The sequence below is a fragment of the Acinetobacter pittii genome, from assembly GCF_034067285.1.
GTDB lineage: Bacteria > Pseudomonadota > Gammaproteobacteria > Pseudomonadales > Moraxellaceae > Acinetobacter > Acinetobacter pittii_E.
In genome coordinates this window covers 904501-926123 of the sequence record NZ_CP139286.1, presented here as the reverse complement: position 1 = coordinate 926123, position 21623 = coordinate 904501, and the positions used below count along the sequence as shown (strand labels likewise).

19 protein-coding genes and 1 pseudogene are annotated in these 21623 nt (G+C 39.3%); 16 read left to right on the top strand and 4 right to left on the bottom strand.

What is annotated here, in order from left to right; genetic code table 11:
• Positions 1-166 precede the first annotated feature (166 nt).
• On the bottom strand, positions 167-1372 hold the full coding sequence (locus tag SOI81_RS04310; protein ID WP_320541278.1) for a multidrug effflux MFS transporter: 1206 nt from the start codon (positions 1370-1372) through the stop codon (positions 167-169).
• An 82-nt stretch (positions 1373-1454) separates the two neighbouring features.
• On the bottom strand, positions 1455-5288 hold the full coding sequence (purL, locus tag SOI81_RS04305) for a phosphoribosylformylglycinamidine synthase (RefSeq protein WP_320541277.1): 3834 nt from the start codon (positions 5286-5288) through the stop codon (positions 1455-1457).
• Positions 5289-5597: 309 nt separating this feature from the next.
• Between purL and dgt the strand changes: the two genes are divergently transcribed.
• From dgt to pal, 11 genes and pseudogenes are all read left to right on the top strand, one after another.
• On the top strand, positions 5598-6938 hold the full coding sequence (gene dgt / locus SOI81_RS04300) for a deoxyguanosinetriphosphate triphosphohydrolase (protein WP_239975155.1): 1341 nt from the start codon (positions 5598-5600) through the stop codon (positions 6936-6938).
• 93 nt (positions 6939-7031) lie between these two features.
• Positions 7032-7631, top strand: a complete 600-nt coding sequence (gene ruvA, locus SOI81_RS04295) for a Holliday junction branch migration protein RuvA (RefSeq protein ID WP_032053016.1) — start codon at positions 7032-7034, stop codon at positions 7629-7631.
• A gap of 7 nt (positions 7632-7638) precedes the next feature.
• Positions 7639-8643 carry a Holliday junction branch migration DNA helicase RuvB gene (gene ruvB / locus SOI81_RS04290; protein ID WP_002052424.1) on the top strand — a complete coding sequence of 335 codons (1005 nt, stop codon included), beginning with the start codon at positions 7639-7641 and terminating at the stop codon, positions 8641-8643.
• A 205-nt stretch (positions 8644-8848) separates the two neighbouring features.
• Complete coding sequence (locus SOI81_RS04285; protein ID WP_239975154.1) at positions 8849-10183, top strand: M20 family metallopeptidase; 1335 nt, start codon at positions 8849-8851, stop codon at positions 10181-10183.
• Positions 10184-10394: 211 nt separating this feature from the next.
• Positions 10395-10802 (top strand): tol-pal system-associated acyl-CoA thioesterase, encoded by a 408-nt coding sequence (gene ybgC / locus SOI81_RS04280; protein WP_001273591.1) that lies wholly within the window; start codon positions 10395-10397, stop codon positions 10800-10802.
• Between the two features lie 24 nt (positions 10803-10826).
• Positions 10827-11525, top strand: a complete 699-nt coding sequence (gene tolQ, locus SOI81_RS04275) for a protein TolQ (RefSeq protein WP_016140259.1) — start codon at positions 10827-10829, stop codon at positions 11523-11525.
• Positions 11525-11977: a protein TolR gene (gene tolR / locus SOI81_RS04270; RefSeq protein ID WP_016146149.1), complete on the top strand. Its 453-nt coding sequence runs from the start codon at positions 11525-11527 to the stop codon at positions 11975-11977. Before tolQ ends, tolR begins: the two co-directional genes overlap by 1 nt.
• 3 nt (positions 11978-11980) lie before the next feature.
• Positions 11981-13219, top strand: a pseudogene (gene tolA, locus SOI81_RS04265) (cell envelope integrity protein TolA); the annotation flags it as partial.
• Positions 13202-13438 (top strand): cell envelope integrity protein TolA, encoded by a 237-nt coding sequence (locus SOI81_RS04260; protein WP_239975202.1) that lies wholly within the window; start codon positions 13202-13204, stop codon positions 13436-13438. The pseudogene tolA and the gene SOI81_RS04260, both read left to right, overlap by 18 nt.
• 93 nt (positions 13439-13531) lie before the next feature.
• Positions 13532-14812: a Tol-Pal system beta propeller repeat protein TolB gene (gene tolB / locus SOI81_RS04255; RefSeq protein WP_016140256.1), complete on the top strand. Its 1281-nt coding sequence runs from the start codon at positions 13532-13534 to the stop codon at positions 14810-14812.
• A gap of 27 nt (positions 14813-14839) precedes the next feature.
• Positions 14840-15400, top strand: a complete 561-nt coding sequence (pal, locus tag SOI81_RS04250) for a peptidoglycan-associated lipoprotein Pal (RefSeq protein WP_002118513.1) — start codon at positions 14840-14842, stop codon at positions 15398-15400.
• 52 nt (positions 15401-15452) lie between these two features.
• On the opposite strand, the gene SOI81_RS04245 is transcribed toward pal, so the two are convergent.
• Entirely contained in the window at positions 15453-15638 is a 186-nt protein-coding gene (locus tag SOI81_RS04245; protein WP_009393678.1) for an NF038105 family protein, read from the bottom strand.
• 186 nt (positions 15639-15824) lie between these two features.
• On the opposite strand from SOI81_RS04245, the gene SOI81_RS04240 reads away from it, so the two are divergent.
• The 5 genes from SOI81_RS04240 to SOI81_RS04220 all read left to right on the top strand — a co-directional run bounded on the left by SOI81_RS04240 (position 15825) and on the right by SOI81_RS04220 (position 19095).
• On the top strand, positions 15825-16796 hold the full coding sequence (locus tag SOI81_RS04240; protein WP_016140254.1) for a class 1 fructose-bisphosphatase: 972 nt from the start codon (positions 15825-15827) through the stop codon (positions 16794-16796).
• Between the two features lie 59 nt (positions 16797-16855).
• Positions 16856-17632, top strand: a complete 777-nt coding sequence (locus tag SOI81_RS04235) for a TrmH family RNA methyltransferase (RefSeq protein WP_016140253.1) — start codon at positions 16856-16858, stop codon at positions 17630-17632.
• Positions 17633-17791: 159 nt separating this feature from the next.
• Positions 17792-18406 carry an RNA polymerase sigma factor gene (locus tag SOI81_RS04230; protein WP_016140252.1) on the top strand — a complete coding sequence of 205 codons (615 nt, stop codon included), beginning with the start codon at positions 17792-17794 and terminating at the stop codon, positions 18404-18406.
• Positions 18396-18716 (top strand): hypothetical protein, encoded by a 321-nt coding sequence (locus SOI81_RS04225; protein WP_002118556.1) that lies wholly within the window; start codon positions 18396-18398, stop codon positions 18714-18716. The genes SOI81_RS04230 and SOI81_RS04225 overlap by 11 nt, the downstream gene beginning before the upstream one ends.
• Positions 18706-19095, top strand: a complete 390-nt coding sequence (locus SOI81_RS04220; protein ID WP_016140251.1) for a DUF3106 domain-containing protein — start codon at positions 18706-18708, stop codon at positions 19093-19095. Before SOI81_RS04225 ends, SOI81_RS04220 begins: the two co-directional genes overlap by 11 nt.
• Positions 19096-19197: 102 nt before the next feature.
• Here the strand turns inward: SOI81_RS04220 and SOI81_RS04215 are convergent, their stop codons facing one another.
• Positions 19198-21618, bottom strand: coding sequence for a CSLREA domain-containing protein (locus SOI81_RS04215; RefSeq protein ID WP_239975153.1), 2421 nt, complete (start codon positions 21616-21618; stop codon positions 19198-19200).
• Positions 21619-21623 lie beyond the last annotated feature (5 nt).

Here is a 21623-nt window from a genome sequence, read left to right as displayed (position 1 = left end):
AAGCAAAAACTGATCCAATTTTAAACAAACTATAAAGTGTTAAATAGTCGAATGTCTATAGGCTTATAATTTTTCTAAAATGCTTAAAAGAGCTATCCTCATTTATAGATAGCTCTTATTTTCAACAAATTTTAAAATTCAGTGTGCTAGCTGCATCTTTATAATTTTAAGCATTCGATTTCTTTAAATGTCTGTTCTCATATATGGTCATAGCACAAGCCAAACCACATAAAATGACGAAGCCGCCTGTCACTGGAATTAATGTACCGTTATATAATTGCCCAATAATAGAGGCTAGAATAAGTGACAAAACAGACGAAGCTGCACCAATAATAGCCGAAGCCATACCAGCAACATGCCCCATCGGTTCCATTGCAATCGCGTTTAAATTACCAAATAGAGTTCCAAATAATAAGAACAAAATGCAGGCATAAAGCATAAACATCCAGAATGAAACAGCCACGCCTAAAAGTTGAATTCCTAAGAAAACCAAAGAAATTAAGCATAAACCCAAAAAGCCATAAATACAGATTGGACGCATACCGAACTTCATCACAATTTTAGAGTTGGTAAATGAAGCGACTCCCATTACACCTGCAAGCACAGCAAAATAAGCACTAAACTCTTGCCCCGTTTTACCAAACTGCTGCATAAAAATTTGTTGAGAAGTTCCCAAATACCCAATAAATCCACCAAAACAAAAACCTGCACATAGCAAATAACTCATGGTGGTTTTATTACTTACGACCTCTTTAAATCCCTCTTGAAAAGCTTGCAAGCGCATAGGTAAACGATTTTCAGGAAGTAGCGTCTCTTCTAGTCGTAATGCTATCCACGCTCCAACGACTGTGGCATAGACCATATATAAAACAAAAATTTCACGCCAGCCAAAGAAATGAATAATGAGCTGCCCCAAACTTGGTGCAATTGCTGGAGCAACCATAAACACCATCATAATTAAGGACATAATACGTGCCATTTGTGCACCACTGTATTTATCGCGCACAATTGAAATAGAAGCTACGTAAGGACCAGATACTCCAATCCCTTGAATAAAGCGGCCAACTAAAAACCATTCAAAACTTTGTGTGGTAAAGCACAATAAACTTCCCAAAAAATAAATAATAATTCCTGCAAATAAAATGCGTTTACGTCCGATCGCATCAGATAGAGGCCCTGCAATGAGTTGCCCTATCGTCATGCCAGAAAAAATACCAATGATGACCCATTGCGTCTGATTGTTATTCTTTAAGTCAAAAACTCGTCCAATCTCACCTAAAGCAGGTAAAACTGCATCTATTGAAAAAGAAACAATAGACATGAGTAATGCCATCAGCAGTGCAAATTCACGGAAATGGATTTTTGATTTCATTCTTCTTCTCTACTATTTATTCTATTTAAATTGTACTACATACAAATAAGCCACCTAACGGTGGCTTATTTCAGTGTCTATATTAACCAATAAACTTACGAGCGTTACGGAACATACGTAACCATGCACCATCTTCAGTCCACTCTTCTGGTTTCCAAGAGTGCTGAATTGCACGGAAAGTACGCTCTGGGTGCGGCATCATAATCGTTGCACGACCATCTTTAGACGTTACACCTGTAATCGCTTCCGGCGAACCGTTCGGGTTCAATGGATAATGTTGAGTCGGGTTGCCGTGGCTATCAACATAACGCAATGCAACTTGGTTAGCTGCATTTAAGCTTGCAATGTCAGCTTCACTTGCAACCGCACGACCTTCACCGTGTGCTACAGCAATCGGTAAAATCGAACCTTCCATTCCATTAAGCAATACAGAAACAGATTTTTCAACACGAACGTTTACGCTACGAGCTTCAAAAACTTCTGACATATTGCGGTGGAAACGTGGCCAGTGGTCAGCACCCGGAATAAGCGGCGCTAATTGTGACAACATTTGGCAACCATTACAGATACCTAAGCTGAATGTATCTTCACGATGGAAGAACTGTTCAAACTGATCACGTAATTTCGCATTGAACAATACTGATTTTGCCCAGCCACCGCCAGCACCCATTACGTCACCGTAAGAGAAACCACCACAAGTCACTAGACCTTCAAAATCACTTAGGCTAACGCGACCAGCAAGTAAATCACTCATGTGCACATCAACAGTATTGAAACCAACCTTATCAAAGGCTGCTGCCATTTCAATATGACCATTTACACCTTGCTCACGCAAGATCGCCATATTAGGACGGCGTGTGTTAATGAACGGCGCTTCGATAGGTTCATTCAAATCGAATGTTGGTTTAGCAATTAAACCTTGATGTGATTTATCAGTAATTAAAGCGAATTCTTGGTCAGCAGTTTCTACGTTATCACGTAGACGTTGGATCTGATGAGATACCTCAGACCAAGCTTGTTGTAATTCAGCACGATCTAAAGTCAAACCATTTACAGATAATTGATCGGTGTTGTTTACACGACCAACTACAGTAATTGCATCTTTCAAACTAGATGCAGCAACTTCTGCTTGTAAAGCGTCCCAATCAGCTGCTTTGATTTGAAGAACTGCACCAATTTCTTCAGCAAATAAACTTGCTGGAGTTTGGTCTTCTAATGCAACACCTAAACGTGCAGCAAACATCATTTCAGCAACAGTTGCGAGTAAACCACCATCACCGATGTCATGGTAAGCTTGAATCAAGCCACGGTTATTCCAGTCTTGAATTAAAGCAAAGAACGCTTTGAAATCATCAAAACTATCAACATCAGGAGTGATTGAACCGATCGCTTTATATACTTGCGCAAGAATCGAACCACCTAAACGGAACTGACCTTTAGATAAATCAATGCGTACAAGTACTGAATCTTCTAAATTCTTAAGTTCAGGTGTTAAAGTTTTACGAACATCCATTACTGGAGCAAATGCGGTAATTACACCAGTCATTGGAGACGTTACAGCTTTATCTTCACCGTTGTCATTCCAAGTGGTACGCATTGAAAGTGAGTCTTTACCTACAGGAATCGCAATTCCTAAAGCTGGACACATTTCCATACCAATCGCTTTTACACCTTCAAACAGCGCTTGGTCTTCACCTTTTTGACCAGCAGCAGCCATCCAGTTTGCAGAAAGTTTGATATCGCTAATTTGTTCAATGTTTGCACATGCAATATTGGTAATTGCTTCAGCAACTGCCAAACGAGCAGATGCTGCTGGATTTAATAATGCAACTGGTGGACGTTCACCCATCGCCATTGCTTCACCAGTGAAGCCTTGTAAGCTTGTAGTCGTTACTGCTGCATCTGCAACAGGAATCTGCCAACGACCAACCATTTGGTCACGCGCAACCATACCAGTAATTGAACGGTCACCAATGGTGATTAAGAATGACTTAGATGCAACTGTTGGATTTTTCAATACGCGGAAAATCGCATCTTTCAAATCAACTTTTGAAGCGTCAAATTCGTTACCTTTACGCTCAATTGTTTCATAAGAACGTTGCATACGCGGTGTACCACCAAGCATCACTTGCATTGGGATATCAACTGCATTGTTTTGGAACAATGGATCTTCAACAGTTAGATGACGTGCTTCAGTTGCTTCACCCAACACGGCAAAAGGACAACGTTCACGAGCACAGATTGATTCGAACTGTTCTAAAGACTCTGGGCGAATTGCAAGAACATAACGCTCTTGTGCTTCATTTGACCAGATTTCCATTGGGCTCATGCCCGGTTCTAATGAAGGAATCTTACGAAGGTTAAGAACTGCACCTAACTCATGATCATTCACAAGTTCAGGCATAGCATTTGATAGACCACCAGCACCAACGTCGTGTACAGAAACGATTGGGTTAAAGTCTTCTAAGCGCCAGCATGTATCAATTACTTCTTGGCAACGGCGTTCCATTTCTGGGTTTTCACGTTGTACAGAAGCGAAATCAAGGCTTTCACCCATTGTACCGCTGTCTACAGAAGATGCTGCACCGCCACCAAGACCGATTAACATTGCAGGGCCACCCAATACAATGAGTAAATCACCTGGTTGGATCGCATCTTTTTCTACATGGTCAGGACGAATGTTACCGTAACCACCAGCGATCATGATTGGCTTATGGAAGCCCTTCACTTCACCATTTACATTCTGTTCAAAAGTACGGAAATAACCATTTAACGCTGGGCGACCAAATTCATTATTAAATGCCGCACCACCTAATGGACCTTCAATCATGATTTGTAATGGCGATGCCATACGTGAAGGTTTGCCATAGTTCTCTTCCCAAGGTTGTTCAAAACCAGGAATGTTTAAGTTAGAAACTGTAAAGCCTGTTAAGCCAGCTTTTGGTTTACCACCACGACCAGTAGCACCTTCATCACGGATCTCACCGCCTGAACCAGTTGCAGCACCAGCAAATGGAGAAATTGCTGTTGGATGGTTGTGAGTTTCAACCTTCATTAAAATATGAGCAGCTTGACTCTTATATTTATAAACAAAGTGACCGTTTTCATCTGCTTTTGGATAAAAACGCATCGTGTCATAACCAACGATTACAGATGCGTTATCTTTATATGCAGATAAAACATCAGTTGGTGATTCTTTATAAGTATTTTTAATCATCTGGAACAATGATAATGGTTGTTTTTCACCATCAATTGTCCATTCAGAACCAAAGATTTTATGACGACAGTGCTCAGAGTTGGCCTGCGCAAACATCATCAATTCGATGTCATTTGGATTACGACCAAGCTTACCGAATGCTTCAGTTAAGTAATCAATTTCTTGTTCAGATAACGCAAAACCGAACTCATTGTTCGCTTTAACCAAAGCTTCTTTGCCTTGCCCTAAGATATCAATTGAATTTAATGGTTTTGGAGCTGTTTCTGAAAATAATGCTTTTGCATCATCAATTTGAGCAAAAACTGTTTCTGTCATACGGTCATGAAGTACTTGTTTAACTTCATTCGTAATTTCTGAAACACCTTTTAATGTAAATAAAAGACCGCGTTCTAAGCGGTGAACTGGTGTATTACAGTTTTTGAAAATATCAGTTGCTTTAGAAGACCAAGGTGAAATAGTACCCACACGTGGTGTTACTAAAATCTGAATCTCATCACTTGCAGGTTGACGAAGTTCAAAAGACTCACCGTCATTTAATAATTGCAAAGCAGATTGATGTTGCTGCTCGTTGAGCGCTTGATCAAACAAATAGACCCATTGGCTGTCAAAAGATTGAACAGAACTAATTGACGATAAACGTGTTAATAGTTGAGCTTTCTTAAAAGAAGAATGTGCTGCTGCACCGGCCACGATAAACATGTTGATTTTGGCTCCACGGGCAGGTCTTGTGAACCTTACCGCAATGTGACTTTAGAGAGAGCGCATATTCTACTGCGTCTTGCTAAAATCAGCTAGATGTAGAATCAGTATTCTGTAACCTAATTCTGCAAGAAGTGATTTCTTTTTTGTTCAAAATCATTTTTTTAGTCATTCTCGTTAAAAATAAATTGTTTCATGTTTATTCAATAACATAATAAAACCTGAACTAAGACAAACTATGTCGCACCAAGCTAGTGCTTTTAGCTTTTTTTTGGCATGATCAAGCTTTATAGTTTTGAATAATGATAAATGGAACAAATGCGTTGGTTAGAGCTGCTTTCTGCAGTTCGTTTAGGTAGCAAAAAAAGTAGTACAGAACTGGCTCGTAGCCCATTCCATAAAGATTATGATCGCATTATATTTTCTCAAAGTTTTCGTCAGTTAAACCGTAAGACCCAAGTTCACCCTTTAGCACAACACGATGGCATTCACACTCGCTTAACACACTCCCTTGAAGTTTCCTGTATTGGTCGCTCAATGGGTATGCTTGCCGCAGAAAAAATAAAAGATGAATTACCTGTGTGGATTTCCCCTGCCGATGTCGGTGCCATTATTCAAGCAGCCTGCCTGGCCCACGATATTGGTAACCCACCTTTCGGCCATGCAGGCGAATATGCGATTCGTGAATGGTTCGATGATGCCTCACATGACGATTTTTTAAAAAAACTAAGCCCCGAAGAAGAAGCCGATGTTCGCCAGTTTGAAGGTAACGCTCAAGGCTTACGTCTATTAAGCCGCATTGATTATCACCCAGATGATGGAGGTATGCGTTTAACATATGCAACCTTAGGCGCTTATTTAAAGTATCCGTGGCTTTCAAAAACAATTGCTTCACAAGGTGATCGACCTTCACATCAACGAGCAAAGTTTGGTTGTTATCAATCTGAAAAAGAAATTTTAAAACAGATCGCTGAACAGCTTGGACTGATTCAACTCGGTGAATATCATTATTGCCGTCATCCACTCACCTATTTGCTAGAAGCCGCTGATGACATTTGCTATGCCCTTATTGATTTAGAAGATGGCATTGTCTTAAATATGCTGAGTTACCAAGAAGTTGAACCCATTTTTTTAAATCTTATTGCTGACTATGGCCAACCTGAAGAGTTATCTCATCCAAACAGTACATGGCAACAAAAGATCTCAGCATTACGTGGACGAGTCATGAAACGTCTTGTTGATGAAGTGACCACAGCATTTGCCAAAAATCATTATGAGATTATTACAGGTCAGCTTAAAGGCAACCTTTTGCAATATTGTTCACCTGATATTGCAAAAGGTATCGAAACTGCCAAGAATCTTGCCCGTGACAAAATTTTTGAGCACCCACAAAAATCTGGTTTAGAAATTATTGCACATCAGAGTTTACAAACGATTTTGGATGCATTTGTACCACTCACAACGCCACATAAATCTTTAAGCTTTAAAGAACAACGTTTAATGTCTATCCTTAACCTATACGGTGCTAACTTTAGCAATAATCACTACAGCAATATCATGCAAGTACTCGATATTATTAGTAAGTTCTCAGATCATCAGGCTTATAGCTTGGCGCAAGAGTTGCAAGGTAATAAAATTGGCTTGTTTTAAGCTGGCTTGATATAGAAAGAAATAAAACCAGTGTCGTTTTCAATCCATTTTAGAACGACCAGATTTACAGTTATGAATAAGTGAAATTACGCTATGATCGGATGTTTAATTGGCGAAGTGTTTGCCCTAGAAGCCCCTACTGTCTTACTGAATGTAAATGGTGTGGGTTATGAAATTGATACGCCACTTTCAACATTTTGCCAATTACAAAAAGGCCAGAAAGTTACGCTATGGACGCATTTGGTTGTCCGTGAAGATGCGCAGCAGCTCTACGGTTTTAGTGATGCTCAAGAGAAAACAATTTTCCGCACCTTATTAAAAGTAAATGGTGTCGGTCCAAAAATGGCATTAGGCATTTTATCTACGCTAAGCGTTGAATTATTGGTTCACACTATTGAACATGATGATGTGAATACTTTGGTCAAAGTTCCGGGTGTTGGCAAAAAAACGGCTGAACGTTTAATGATCGAACTTCGTGACCGTTTCAAAACATTAGCTCAAGGCACTTCAACTGCGGCGACCATGCCTCAAATTCAATTTGCTGCAAACTCTCCTGTCGCAGAAGCAGAAGCTGCGTTGCAATCTTTAGGTTATAAACCACTTGAAGCACAAAAAGCTGTTGCGGCGGTTAAAGCCGATTACACAGAATCAGCCGATATTATTCGTGCTGCTCTCAAATCCATGATGAAGTAAAACACTTATGCAAGACCGTCTAATCAGTGGAACAGAAAAACCTGAAGATCATTTTGATCGGGCTATTCGACCAACTTCTCTTGCCGACTATATTGGGCAACCAGTCGTACGCGAGCAAATGGAAATTTTCATTGGCGCTGCTCGTGGTCGTGGTGAAGCTCTCGACCACACACTGATTTTTGGTCCGCCCGGCTTAGGTAAAACCACACTTGCTAATATTATTGCACGTGAAATGGGTGGCAATCTTAAATCGACTTCAGGACCAGTATTAGAGCGTGCAGGCGATTTAGCGGCAATGCTCACCAATCTTGAAGAAGGCGATGTTTTATTTATTGATGAGATTCATCGTCTTTCACCAGTGATTGAAGAAATCCTCTATCCAGCAATGGAAGATTACCAATTAGATATCATGATTGGTGAAGGTCCTGCTGCCCGTTCAATTAAACTAGATTTACCCCCTTTTACACTCGTTGCTGCGACCACACGTGCAGGCTTGTTGACCTCACCACTACGTGACCGCTTCGGTATTGTGCAACGTCTTGAGTTTTACTCTGTAGAAGACTTAACTCACATCGTGTCACGCTCTGCAAACCTCATGGATGTACCTATTACAGTTGAAGGTGCAGAAGAAGTAGCACGCCGATCACGCGGAACACCTCGTATCGCCAACCGTTTATTACGCCGTGTACGTGACTATGCACAAGTAAAAGGTACAGGCGAAGTGACTCATGAAATGGCACAGCGTGCGCTTGATATGCTCAATGTTGATAAAGCTGGCTTAGATACCCTAGACCGACGTTATTTGAGTATGTTACTAGAGCGTTTTGATGGTGGCCCTGCCGGAGTTGAAGCTCTTGCAGCTGCTATGGCTGAAGACAGCGGTACGCTTGAAGATGTGATTGAACCTTATTTAATTCAACAAGGTTATGTCATGCGTACTGCACGAGGTCGCATCGCAACCAACCAATCTTATTTACAGTTTGGAATGACGCCACCTGAGCCTAAAAACTAACCAAAGGAAGAGAGTTTTCTCTTCCTTTTTTAATGCAATCAAGCTATCTAATTAAAAATAACAATTATCTTATCAATAAATTAGCGACTCTATACCTTTTAAGTCTTTCTTTATACCTTATTGATTTTTTAATATTTTTCAAAACTGAATTATAAGAAATCTAGATAGTAAATCTTATGAACAATAATATTTTTAGGATAAGGATATGTATAAAAAAACCGCTTTATTTTTGCCACTCGTTCTAATGAGCCAGCTAAGCCTAGCAGATTGGGTAAAAGATGCTGCACAACAAAATGAAAATCAGGTCATTCAATTAAGACAACATATTCATGAACACCCTGAACTAGGCAATATGGAATTTAAAACATCTGCACTGGTTCAAAAAGAATTGAAGTCTTATGGCATTCAAATCAAAACAGGTTATGCAAAAACAGGCGTAATAGGTATTTTAAAAGGCAATAAACCCGGACCTATCATTGCGCTTAGAGCCGATATGGATGCACTACCTATGGAAGAAAAAAGTGGTGTTCCCTTTGCGAGTAAACAAAAAGCAATTTATCAAGGTAAAGAAACTTATGTGATGCATGCTTGTGGACATGATGCACACACTGCGATGCTATTAGGGGCAGCAAAAATTCTCGCAGCCAATAAGGATAAAATATCGGGCACAGTCGTCTTTGTTTTTCAACCTGCTGAAGAAGGTGGAGCAGATATAGATAACTTCACACAGGGTGATCAAATCGGCTCACGGAAAATGATCGCGGATGGTGCCTTTAAAGACTATAAACCCGAAGCTATTTTTGGAATACATGTCATAGCTGGCATGAAAAGTGGACATCTTTATTACAAGGATGGAGCTATTTTAAATAGTGCAGACCACTTGCGTATTCAGATAAACGGCAAGCAGGTGCATGGCTCGACGCCGTGGCTAGGCAGAGATCCAATTTATGCATCGGCACAAATGATTAATAATTTACAGAGTCTTATTAGCCGAAGAACCGATCTAACCAAAGGTATGGGCGTAGTTAGTATCGGCAATATTCAAGGCGGCACGGCAGGTAATGTGATTCCTGAACAGGTCAATATGATCGGGACTATTCGTTCTAATAACGAACAAATACGGGCGAATATTTTAAAAAGTTTACCGACCATGATAGAGCATAATGCTCAAGCCAATGACGTGACTGCTAAAGTTGAAATTGCGTCTTATGCACCAGTAACTATGAATGACAAGGCGCTTACTCAATTTATTCAGCCAACATTAGCCAAAGCTGTTGAAGCTTCAAAACTACATGTTTTGGATCACAATGAGAGCGCAAGTGAAGATTTTGCTTATTATGGAAAATTAATGCCCTCATTCTTTGTTTTCTTAGGTGCAACACCAGAAAATCAAGACTTAAGCCAAGCTGCACCCAATCATAGTCCTTACTTTATTGTAGATAATAAAGCCTTAAAAACAGGAACTGAACTACATGTAAGGTTCGTATTAGATTACCCGAACATATCAAAACAAGTTCAGACTGCATGGAAACCTTCTTAACTTAAAAGTAAGCTGGTCATAGAGTTCACCGTTTTTAGACTAGAAGTACAGCAAACGCAATTGAAAGGTTGTGCCATAGGACTTAGTATGCAATCTGCTAAACTGCCCCGTATTTAAAGCATATGCGTGGCTTCAAATAAAATGAATATTTTATTCAGTAGCCATAATTGAAATGCAAAGCTCTATAGTGAACTAAAAACGGAATACTCTCATGGCGAATCATTTTGAATTCAACATTCGTGTTTATATTGAAGATACGGACGCAGGTGGTATTGTTTACCATGCCAACCATATTCGCTATATGGAACGTACCCGTACCGAATGGCTCCGCGCTGCTGGCGTTGATCATTACTGGCACCAAAAAGACTACAACTTTGTCGTATATAAAATTGACGTAAAATATATGCGTCCTATTTTAATGGATGATTTAATTACTGTTACAGCACGTGTAGTTTCATGTAAAGCTGCGTCATTTGTGTTGCAACAAAATATTTATCGTGGTGAAATCTTGCTTGCTTCTGGTGAGGTTGAGTTGGCATGTTTAAGTAAAGACTTAATGCCTCGTCGTCTTCCAGAAGAAATACGTGATCTTATTCGTAAAGAATTGGAACAAGACTAAAAAAACAACCGGCATATGTAACCTATGGCAACAAACATTGAATCAACCCTGCATATTTCTGACCTTATTTTACAAGCAAGTCCAGTCGTTCAGTTGGTCATGCTAATTCTATTGTTAGCATCGATCTTTAGTTGGTATCTGATTGCCAAGTTACATATGAGTTATAAAAAAGCACATCAAGACGATGAACATTTTCAAAAAATGTTCTGGTCTGGTGCTGAACTCAATACGCTTTATAACAATGCTCAGCTCAACTCAAAACGCTCAGGTCTTGAAGATATTTTTTATCAAGGGTTGAGCGAATTTTTTAAACTCAAAAAACGTCAAGCTCCTGTTTCTCAAACGATTGAAGGCACTGAGCGTATTTTGCGTGTAGGTTTGAGTCGTGATCAGAGCCATTTAGAGTATGGTTTAGGGACTTTAGCAAGTATAGGTTCTGTAGCGCCTTACATCGGTCTATTCGGTACCGTATGGGGTATTATGAATGCCTTTATCGGTTTAGCTGCCGTTGACCAAGTAACTCTGGCAACTGTTGCACCGGGTATTGCTGAAGCACTTATTGCAACTGCAATTGGTTTATTTGCTGCTATTCCTGCTGTATTAGCTTTTAACCACTTCACTGCTAAAAGTGAAAGTGTTTACTCTGATCGTGCTTTATTTGCTGAAGAGATGATTGCTTTATTGCAACGTCAATCTGTGGGTTCATCACAGGAAGATGCATAATGGCAATTCAGCGTTCAGGGCGCTTTGAGCGCATAAAAAAACCATTAAAAAGTGATATGAACGTCGTACCTTATATTGACGTTATGCTCGTGCTTTTGGTTATTTTTATGGTAACTGCTCCTATGATTACCAGTGGTATCAAGGTTGATTTACCTCAAGCAAACAACCACCCAATCGAATCAAAAGATATGCCTGCCATGGTAACAATTGGCAAAGATGGTAATATTTATCTTCAATATGAAGATTACAAAGATAATGAACCATTATCTCGTGAAAAGCTCGAAGCAGTTTTAAGCGATGCTCAAAAACAAGCTGAACAAGAAAACAAACAACTTACAGTTTTAGTCAATGGTGATAAGTCTCGTCCTTATGGAGAAGTCGTATCATTAATGGCGAGTTTACAAGAAGCAGGTTTAACTCAAGTTGGCCTTCTGACAGAGCCTTTAAAATAAGCTATGAACAAAGATCAAAAGCCGCCCTTTAAACAAAATGCGATTGCATTGAGCTTTACACTCGGAGTTCATGCAATTGCCATTGTTGGCTTGCTTTTTTTAGGCTTGAGTAAACCACCTGAACAGCCAAAAAAGCTAACGACTATTTTAGTTAAGCCAGAAGATTTACCCCCTCCTTTAGCCAAAGAAATTGAACAAGAGACTACAGCTACGAATGAAGCAAAAGAGGTATTAGCCCCTATTGTGGATGAAACTCTACCTCAAAATCTTCCAGTTGTACCTCCTCCTCCAACAGCTCAACAACTTGCTGCTCAAAAGCAAAAGGCCGAACAGGCCCAGCAAGCCAAGTTAGCTGAGCAAAAGCGTAAAGCTGAAGAAGCTGCGAAAGCGAAACAAGCAGCAGAACAGCAACGCATAGAGCAAGCTCAAAAACAGCAGGCTGAAGCTAAACGCCAAGCTGAGGCTAAAGCAAAATTAGAAGCCGAACAAAAACGTAAGGCTGAACAAAGTGCAAAAGCTGATGCTGAAGCTAAGGCCAGCCAAAAAGCTGCTGAAGACGCTAAACGTAAAGCTGAGGCTGATGCAAAATTAAAACGTGAAGCTCAAAAGGCTGAAAACGCTAAACTTCAAGCACAACAAGAAGCAAAGCGAAAGGCCGAAGCTGATGCTAAGGCTAAGCAACAAAAAGCTGCTGACGACGCTAAACGTAAAGCTGAAGCAGATGCAAAAGCGAAACAGCAAAAAGCAACTGAAGACGCTAAACGTAAAGCTGAGGCTGATGCTAGAGCTAAGCAGCAAAAATCTGCTGACGATGCTAAACGTAAAGCTGAAGCAGATGCAAAAGCGAAACAGCAAAAAGCAACTGAAGACGCTAAACGTAAAGCTGAGGCTGATGCTAGAGCTAAGCAGCAAAAAGCTGCTGACGATGCTAAACGTAAAGCTGAGGCCGATGCGAAAGCCAAACAGCAAAAAGCTGATGATGCTAAACGTAAAGCTGAGGCCGATGCGAAAGCCAAACAGCAAAAAGCTGCTGACGATGCTAAACGCAAAGCTGAGGCTGATGCTAAAGCCAAGCAAAAAGCTGCTGACGATGCTAAGCGTAAAGCTGAAGCGGAGGCCGAGGCCAAAGCTGCATCTGCTCAAAAAGCACAAGAAGAAGCAGCTCAAAAGAAAGCTGAAGCTAAAAAAGTTGCTTCTTCAGCTAGACGTGATTTTGAACAAAAAATTCGACGCTCTTGGGATGTTCCAACTGGTAGTAGCGGTAAAACAGTTGGTGTTCGTTTTACCCTTTCCGACTCGGGAAGCGTTAACTCTATTGTGATCACGCGTTCAAGTGGTGATGATGCCTTAGACGCAAGTATTAAAGCTGCAATTCAAGCCGCAGCGCCATATCCTATGCCATCAGATCCAGATGCAAGACGTGAAGCAAGAAGTGTTAGCTCTACATTTAGAGCGCAATAATTTTGAAAGAGTTACATGCTTTAAATAGTTTAAGGCATGTAACTATGCTACAAAATCAACAGTCACAAAAATACCTGCTATGACTTTAAACTTATGAATACGAGCCGCAAACACCTGCTATCTTTAGCACTGATCACAGCCTTAAGCCCTATTGCTTCTACAACTGCTTTTGCCCAGTTATATCTGGAAATTGCCAAAGCACCAGATCAGGCACCTAAAATTGCTATTGTCCCGTTTACCAATGACAATGGGCTCTATCCTATTGTTGAAACAGACTTAAACCGTTCTGGGCGCTTTACAAGCTCATCTAAAAATTTGCCTGCCAATGCTGCTATCAATCAGATTCAAGCTTCTGACTGGCAAACTGCTGGTATTCCATATGTAGTTACTGGACAAATTAAACAAACAGCGACAGGTTTTGAAGTTCACTACCAACTTTATGATGTACAAAAGCAACAATACATTTTAAATGAACTTTTAAATGTACCTGCTTCACGCATACGTCAAGCTGGTCATATGGTAAGTGATGCTATTTATCAAGCGCTTACTGGTATTCCAGGTGACTTTAGCGGCCGTATTGCTTATGTATTAAGAAACCCTGCAACACCTGCCGAGCGTTATACCCTACAAATTGCAGATACGGATGGTGAACAACCAAAGACTGTTTTATCATCCCGTGATCCAATTCTTTCTCCGGCATGGACACCGGATGCTAAAAAAATTGCTTATGTTTCTTTTGAAACTAAACGTCCAGCAATTTATTTACAGGATTTATCAACTGGAACACGTGAAGTCCTTACCAGTTTTAGAGGCCTAAACGGCGCGCCAAGTTTTTCACCGGATGGCCAATCAATGCTATTTACAGCATCGATGAATGGTAATCCTGAAATCTACCAAATGGATTTATCAACTCGCCAAGTCAAACGCATGACAAATGATTCGGCAATTGATACCGAAGCACGTTATACACCAGATGGAAAATCCTTTATTTTCACTTCTGACCGTGGTGGTTCTGCCCAAATTTATCGTTATACCTTTGCTGATGGCTCAGTAAAGCGTTTGACATTTAAAGGCTCATTTAATGCACGCGGAACTCTAAGTGCAGATGGCAAAAAGATTGCACTTGTTCATCGCCCAAGTGGCAGCAGTTATAAAGTTGCAATTCAAGACATTAATACTGGCATCACCAATATTCTTACCCCAACTAGTTTAGATGAATCACCAAGTTTCTCACCAAATGGACAAATGGTGGTTTACGCAACTCGTGAAGGCAACCGTGGCTTGTTGTCTATTATGTCTACTGATGGACGTTTCCGTATGAATTTACCAAGCGAACAAGGTGAAGTACGTGAACCAGCCTGGGCACCAAAATAACTTTTAATTCCATTGACGGAGATGATCATGAAATCAATCAAATATTTAGCTCTACCCTTTCTTAGCGTAGCACTCGTGATGACAGGCTGTGCTAGCCGTAAACCGGCAGCGACGACCACGACTGGCACAAACCCAAGTACAGTAAACACTTCTGGTTTAAGTGAAGATGCTGCATTAAATGCTCAAAATTTGGCAGGTGCTTCATCTAAAGGCGTAACTGAAGCAAATAAAGCAGCTTTAGCTAAACGTGTTGTTCACTTTGATTATGACAGCAGCGATTTATCTACTGAAGACTACCAAACGCTTCAAGCTCATGCTCAGTTCCTTATAGCAAATGCAAATTCAAAAGTTGCATTAACTGGTCATACAGATGAACGTGGTACACGTGAATATAATATGGCTTTAGGCGAACGCCGTGCTAAAGCTGTACAAAGCTACTTAATTACCAATGGTGTAAACCCACAGCAACTTGAAGCTGTAAGTTATGGTAAAGAAGCGCCTGTTAATGCAGGACATGATGAATCAGCGTGGAAAGAAAACCGCCGTGTTGAAATTAATTACGAAGCAGTACCTCCTTTATTAAAATAAGAGATCTGCATAAAAAAACGCTCATAAAAATATGAGCGTTTTTTGTTATTACTTAAGAAGATTTCTTTTCTTCTTCAGTATGTTGCATGGACTCAATCAAATCATGCTTATTAAAATCTTTATATTCAGGTTTTGCCTCATAGTCTTTCCAAGCTTCCTGAACATTTTCTTTCGAAATTTCATCTAGATTGATTGGTTCACCTGCCGTGGGGGTCGCATCAAACTTCTTTGTTGTCATTTCGATTCTCCTAAAAACATACAGTCCTTTGTGATGCAATCAACATACCATTTTAATTGGGGGCTTGTAAGCATAAATCCAACACAAATAAAGTAAGATAATTTTTATTTTGTGACATTCTCATCTAGAATATGCCACGTATTTATCTGACTCATTTTGATGCTTGAAGCACAGGAGCTATTTTATATGTCCAACCTCACTTTGTCCCAATTTTTACAACAACAAAAAGGGAATCTAACACCTGAGTTGGCTCAAGTCATCGATACTATTGCCACGACCTGTAAAACGATCGACCAAGCACTACAAAAAGGTGCTCTCGCTGGTATTTTAGGTAGTGCTGGTAATGAAAATGTTCAAGGTGAAACACAGAAAAAACTTGATGTGATTTCTAATGACTACTTAATTGATGCTTTAAAAGTGCATCCACATGTGGGCGGTCTCGCTTCTGAAGAGCTTGATGATTTCACCCCTGCACAAGAAAATGGTGAATATCTTGTTTTATTTGATCCATTAGACGGCTCAAGCAATATTGATATCAATATGTGTGTAGGCACAATTTTCTCTATTCTTCCTGCAAAAAATGCAGTAACACAAGCAGAAGATTTCATGCAAGCTGGTACACAACAAGTTGCAGCGGGTTATGTACTTTATGGCCCATCAACCATGATGGCTTTAACAGTTGGAAATGGCGTAGCATTCTTTACTTTAGACCCAGAAACTCAAACTTTCTTACTCACAACTGACAATGTTCAGGTTGCAGCAGATACTCAAGAGTTTGCAATTAATGCCTCTAACCAACGTCATTGGGAAAATCCTGTAAAACAATACATTGATGAATTACTTGCAGGTAAAACTTCTGTTCGCGAAAAAGATTTTAATATGCGCTGGGTCGCATGTATGGTTGGCGATATTCACCGTATCTTATGTCGTAGTGGTATTTTCCTTTATCCATATGACTTAAAAGATCCGACAAAAGCGGGGCGCTTACGTTTAATGTATGAAGCAAATCCAATGAGTATGCTCATTGAACAAGCTGGTGGTGCATCAACTACAGGCCGTGTTCGTATTTTAGATATTGAACCAACCGAGCTTCACCAACGTGTTCCTGTAATCATTGGTTCTAAAAATGAAGTTGAACGCGTAACAAGCTACCACTAATAATTTTAATTACTTAGGGCATCATAGTATGATGGTGCCCTTTTGTTGGATATTTTCTTATGGCGGTTATTTTTTTAGAATCAAAAGACAATGCAAAAATTAAACATTTGCGTGGATTAATCGAACTCAGTAACGCCCGAAAAAAGCACCAACAAACTGTTCTTGAAGGCACTCATCTTTGTTTAGCTTGGTTACAACAGCAAAAAAAGATTTTTTCTTTATTTACGACAGAACAGGCCTTAGAACACGAAGATTTAAAAAAAATAATTGAACTGCATCAAGGTCATATCTTTGTTATTAGCGAAGTTTTATATAGAGATTTAAGTACATTAGGTACGAGCTTACCTTGTTTAGCTATTATTGACCTACCTAAAACTGCATCAACCATCGATTATAAGGTAGATACCTTAATTCTTGAAAATATTCAGGATCCAGGTAACGTAGGTACTTTACTACGTTCAGCAGCAGCAGCAAATATTAAACAAATCATTTGCACACAAGGCTCTGCATCACTTTGGTCACCACGAGTTTTAAGAGCGGGTATGGGTGCTCATTTTAGCTTACATTGTTTTGAAAACTTTCAGTTGACAGATATTCTTCCAAAATTCCAAATTCCAGTTTTTGTTACAAGCTCTCATCGCTCAACGAGTCTTTATTCAAAAGATCTTTCAAAACCGTGTGTCTGGATTTTAGGAAATGAAGGTCAAGGCGCTAGTGATTACGCATTAGATCACGCACAATCAGTAACTATTCCCCAACCAGGTGGACAAGAGTCATTAAACGTGGCAATTGCAGGATCTATTTGCTTTTTTGAGATGGTCCGCCAACGCCAATAAAACGTTAATTTATTTTACATTGCACATATTTGTGAAAAAAATCAATTACACTAGTAAAAAATAACCGATTGTTGTCAACCTCCCACCTCTTTTCAACGTTATATAAGAGATATATTGAAGATAAGGTGGGTATGTCCAATGACAGGATTTTCCATCTCCATGGATTTAGCACCGAAAAAGTCTCGATCGGAAACATCTAGTGCTCATGCCAGCACGGCTGAGCAACGCCTGAAATTTTTCATGCAGGATGTCACTGGTCGTGCTTTAGTGATGATGGAGAGTGCTACCCAAGGTCAACAAGGTATTGCAATGGATTTGGTTCAAGAAGCTTTTATTGCTTTACACAAATCTTACGCCGATAAAAGTACTGAAGAATGGTATCCCCTGTTTTACACTATTTTGAATAACAAACTTCAGGATTGGCGCCGCAAAGAAGCTCGTAGAGCGAACCCATTTTCATTCTTCAAAAAAGTTAGTCTGGATAATGACGACGACGAAATTATCGATGTAGTTGATGAAAAAGCTATTAATCCTGCAGATTTTCTTGATCAAGCGGTAACGATTGAGGAAATTCGGGAAGCGATTGAAAAACTACCTGTTCGTCAACAGCAGGCATTTATGTTACGTGCGTGGGAAGGGTTTGACACCCATACAACAGCTCAGATCATGAACTGTACCGAAGGTAGTGTGAAAACCCATTATCACCGAGCAATTCAGGGACTTAGAGAATACTTAGCACATTTAAATCCCTTGGGAGGTTCTGATGAATCATGATGATTTCACTAAAAAGGTGACCTCCAAACTTGATAGTTTGGCAGATCACCACAAAAACAAAACAGTGGTCATGAATCATGTGCTTGACCATATTCAACAAAAACCAGCCTCTTATTATAGTGTCTGGAAAATGACTGGTTTTGCACTTGCTGCAGCAATTACAGGTTTTGTAATCCTACCAAACTCAGTCGAAATTGTAGATAAGCCACAAAATCAAGTCATCGTAAATCCTAAATTATCTCCACAAATGGTAGAAGATTTAGAGATGTTAATGGTATTGGGTGAGGATAAAGTACAACATGGCAGCTAAAAAATTAGCACTTATCCTGTGTTCATTAAGTTTCTTGCAGACAAGTTTTGCAGGTTTTGAACGCTTTTGGATTTTTTCTAAAGATGCCAATGCACAAGTCGATGACACATGGGATGCTCTTTCTGAAGAAGAGCAACGTGCAGTTATTAAACGTTATCAGAGTTTAAAAGAGTTACCAGCAAATCAGAGCAATAACTTACAGCAACGCATGGACTGGTTTACTCAACTTCCTGAAGCTGAAAAACAAAAAATGCGTGAAGCATGGCAAAAGATGAGTACACAAGAACGTAAAGACTTACGTGAGCGTATGCTTAAAGCGAATGGTGAAGAAAGAACAGCTATTCGTGAAGAATATATGAACAAGTATTTAGAACACTAAATTAGTGTTGAGTTATCAAATAGGTGAAATCTAATCACTTAATTATTTTGATTTCATCTCTTATAAAAAGCCTCCGATTGGAGGCTTTTTTATTCTTAGGATTTATTTACGGTAGCGTCTATAGGCTGCTAAACCAAGTAAGGATGCCAAAGATAAAATTCCGAGGCTACCACCTCCGCCCCCACCCCGTGTATCGTCTGTAGTGGTGGCAGTGCTTACAAGGTTTATTACGCCAGCTTTAGGTGAAATTTTCCCATCAGCGTCATAAACGTTATAACTTAATGAGTCATTAAAAGTATTAAATACGTTATTTGCTTGAATATAAATATTTCCACCATAACAAGTGTTATCCTTATCATCACCCGGACAAGGCCCTTCTCGATCAGCTTTAACTACTTTAAAAATACCATCTTTCGATGTTTTGCTTGGTAAATAAATTGGTAATTCTACACCCTTTTCATTTACCCAAAATTGAGGTTTAGGCTTTAAAAGCGTATTTACAGGCCCATCACCATCATCGTTAGCATATTTAAGTAAATTCAATGGAATAGTTTCATTTGCAAGATATTTAAATGTAATTGTTCCATCGCCAGAAACTGGTTCAATATTATTAAAACGAGCCTTAATCAAACCGCTTGAGCTTAGTTTATTATCGGCTGTAGTAATTGTATATTTACAATATACATAACTACCAGCTTGAGTTACTGAATCATCCTTACGATATAAAATAATTTGTTGTAAGGTCGCATTCCATTCACACATCAAATTTGGTTCTTTAGTAACGTTATAAACACCTTTATCAATCTGCCCAATACCTAATGGCTCTGTTGTAATACGATAGTCAGTTGGGTTGAAGAACTTCAGCACATGATTAGCATCTTCTGTCGGCAATGGTAAATCATAGTTCTTTAAATCAAGATAAATTGCGCGATATTTAAGATTTGCCTTAGTAGCATCAATTAGATTCTTAAACTCCGCTAAACGTACTTTATAGTAAGTAATAAAGTTAGAAGGTGTCTTAGGGTCTTTAATATAATTATCAAATAAATCATAATTTTTTTGATAATTATCAATCCAAGTCGTTAATGAAATATTACTAACATCCTCTAAATCACCTGAAGTGAGCTTCATTAACTCGACAGAACCAATATCGCAACTATTACGACTTTCTGGCTGATAATATGAGATAATGTCTGCCAAACGATTTAAACCACGTTGGTCAATTGTGGCACAACTTCCTTTACTATCTTGATCAACATTAACCAAATCTACTTGTTTAGTATCAATAATCTCTTTTGGATAATAAATAGGTAACCAACCTGTATAGGCCGATACAGTCTGTGGACTTAGTACACTACTAAATGGTTGTCCACTAATATTAATATTCGTCTGACCATCAGGTAAAGATTCTTTTGGAACATCACATTTTGCTGTCGTAGATGTCCAGTCAAGCGCATTAAAACTCAGCGTTAAACCTACACTCTTTTGCTCTGCCGCTGCCCCTAAAAGATATTTACACGCATAACTTCCGCTATTATAAGCCAATACATTAAAACTTAGTTTTTTTGTACCCAGTTTGTCGTAGAGGAAAGTACTATTCGCGTTGTTTTCAACAATTGTATTATTTAAGAGAACTAAACTACTGCTTGAACTTAAAATACTTGATGTATTGGCTGGATTATTGGTATCACCAGTAAACTTGATAATACTGCCGTTAGTACTATTGGCTATATTTTGTGCAATAGTGTTAACCGATAATGTCGCAGTAGGTTTACCGCAAAACTCAAATGCACTTGTTGTAGCGGTATCACCATTATTCACAATACTATTTGATGTAAGAGTAATAGTACGTGGCGCATAGACGGTGTCACTAAAACACCCCATTGATAAAACACTACCTTGTGTTGCGTTATTGCCTTTCAGTAATGAATGATTCACTGATAAAGTAATATTCGGTGAAGCTAAATAAATTGCTCCACCGCTTGTTGCCCGAGATGATAAAATTTGGCTATTTTGTAAAGCAATGTCAGCACCTGCATAAATCGCCCCACCCTGACCAGTTGTGACACCATTTTCAAGAATTACATTATTTATGCTTAACGGCTGTTTATAAGTAGTCGTATTAAAAATACGTGACTTACCTTGAGCATTAATACGTGTTTGTAATTCAAGTTGTGCAGGATAATCATTGGTTAATACACTTTTTTTCTGCCAATCTACAGGATCAGCACCAAAAATAGCAATATTGGCATTTGGAACCAACTCTTTAGTTAAAGTATAAATTCCTGCTTTAAGTTGAATCGATTTTTGTGTAGTTTCACGTGTATCAATAACGGTACACCCACCATATGACTTACGTAGCTCAGCTGTCTTTATTGCTTCACGCAACGAGCAGGCATTCGTATTTTCACCATCTTCATCGTCAAAAGTTGTAACATCAATTCTTCCAGTCGTGGTATCTGCAAATAACGGCATTGCAGCAATCACAGCTAATGCTAAAAAAGCTTTTTTATAATTTTTCATAGCCT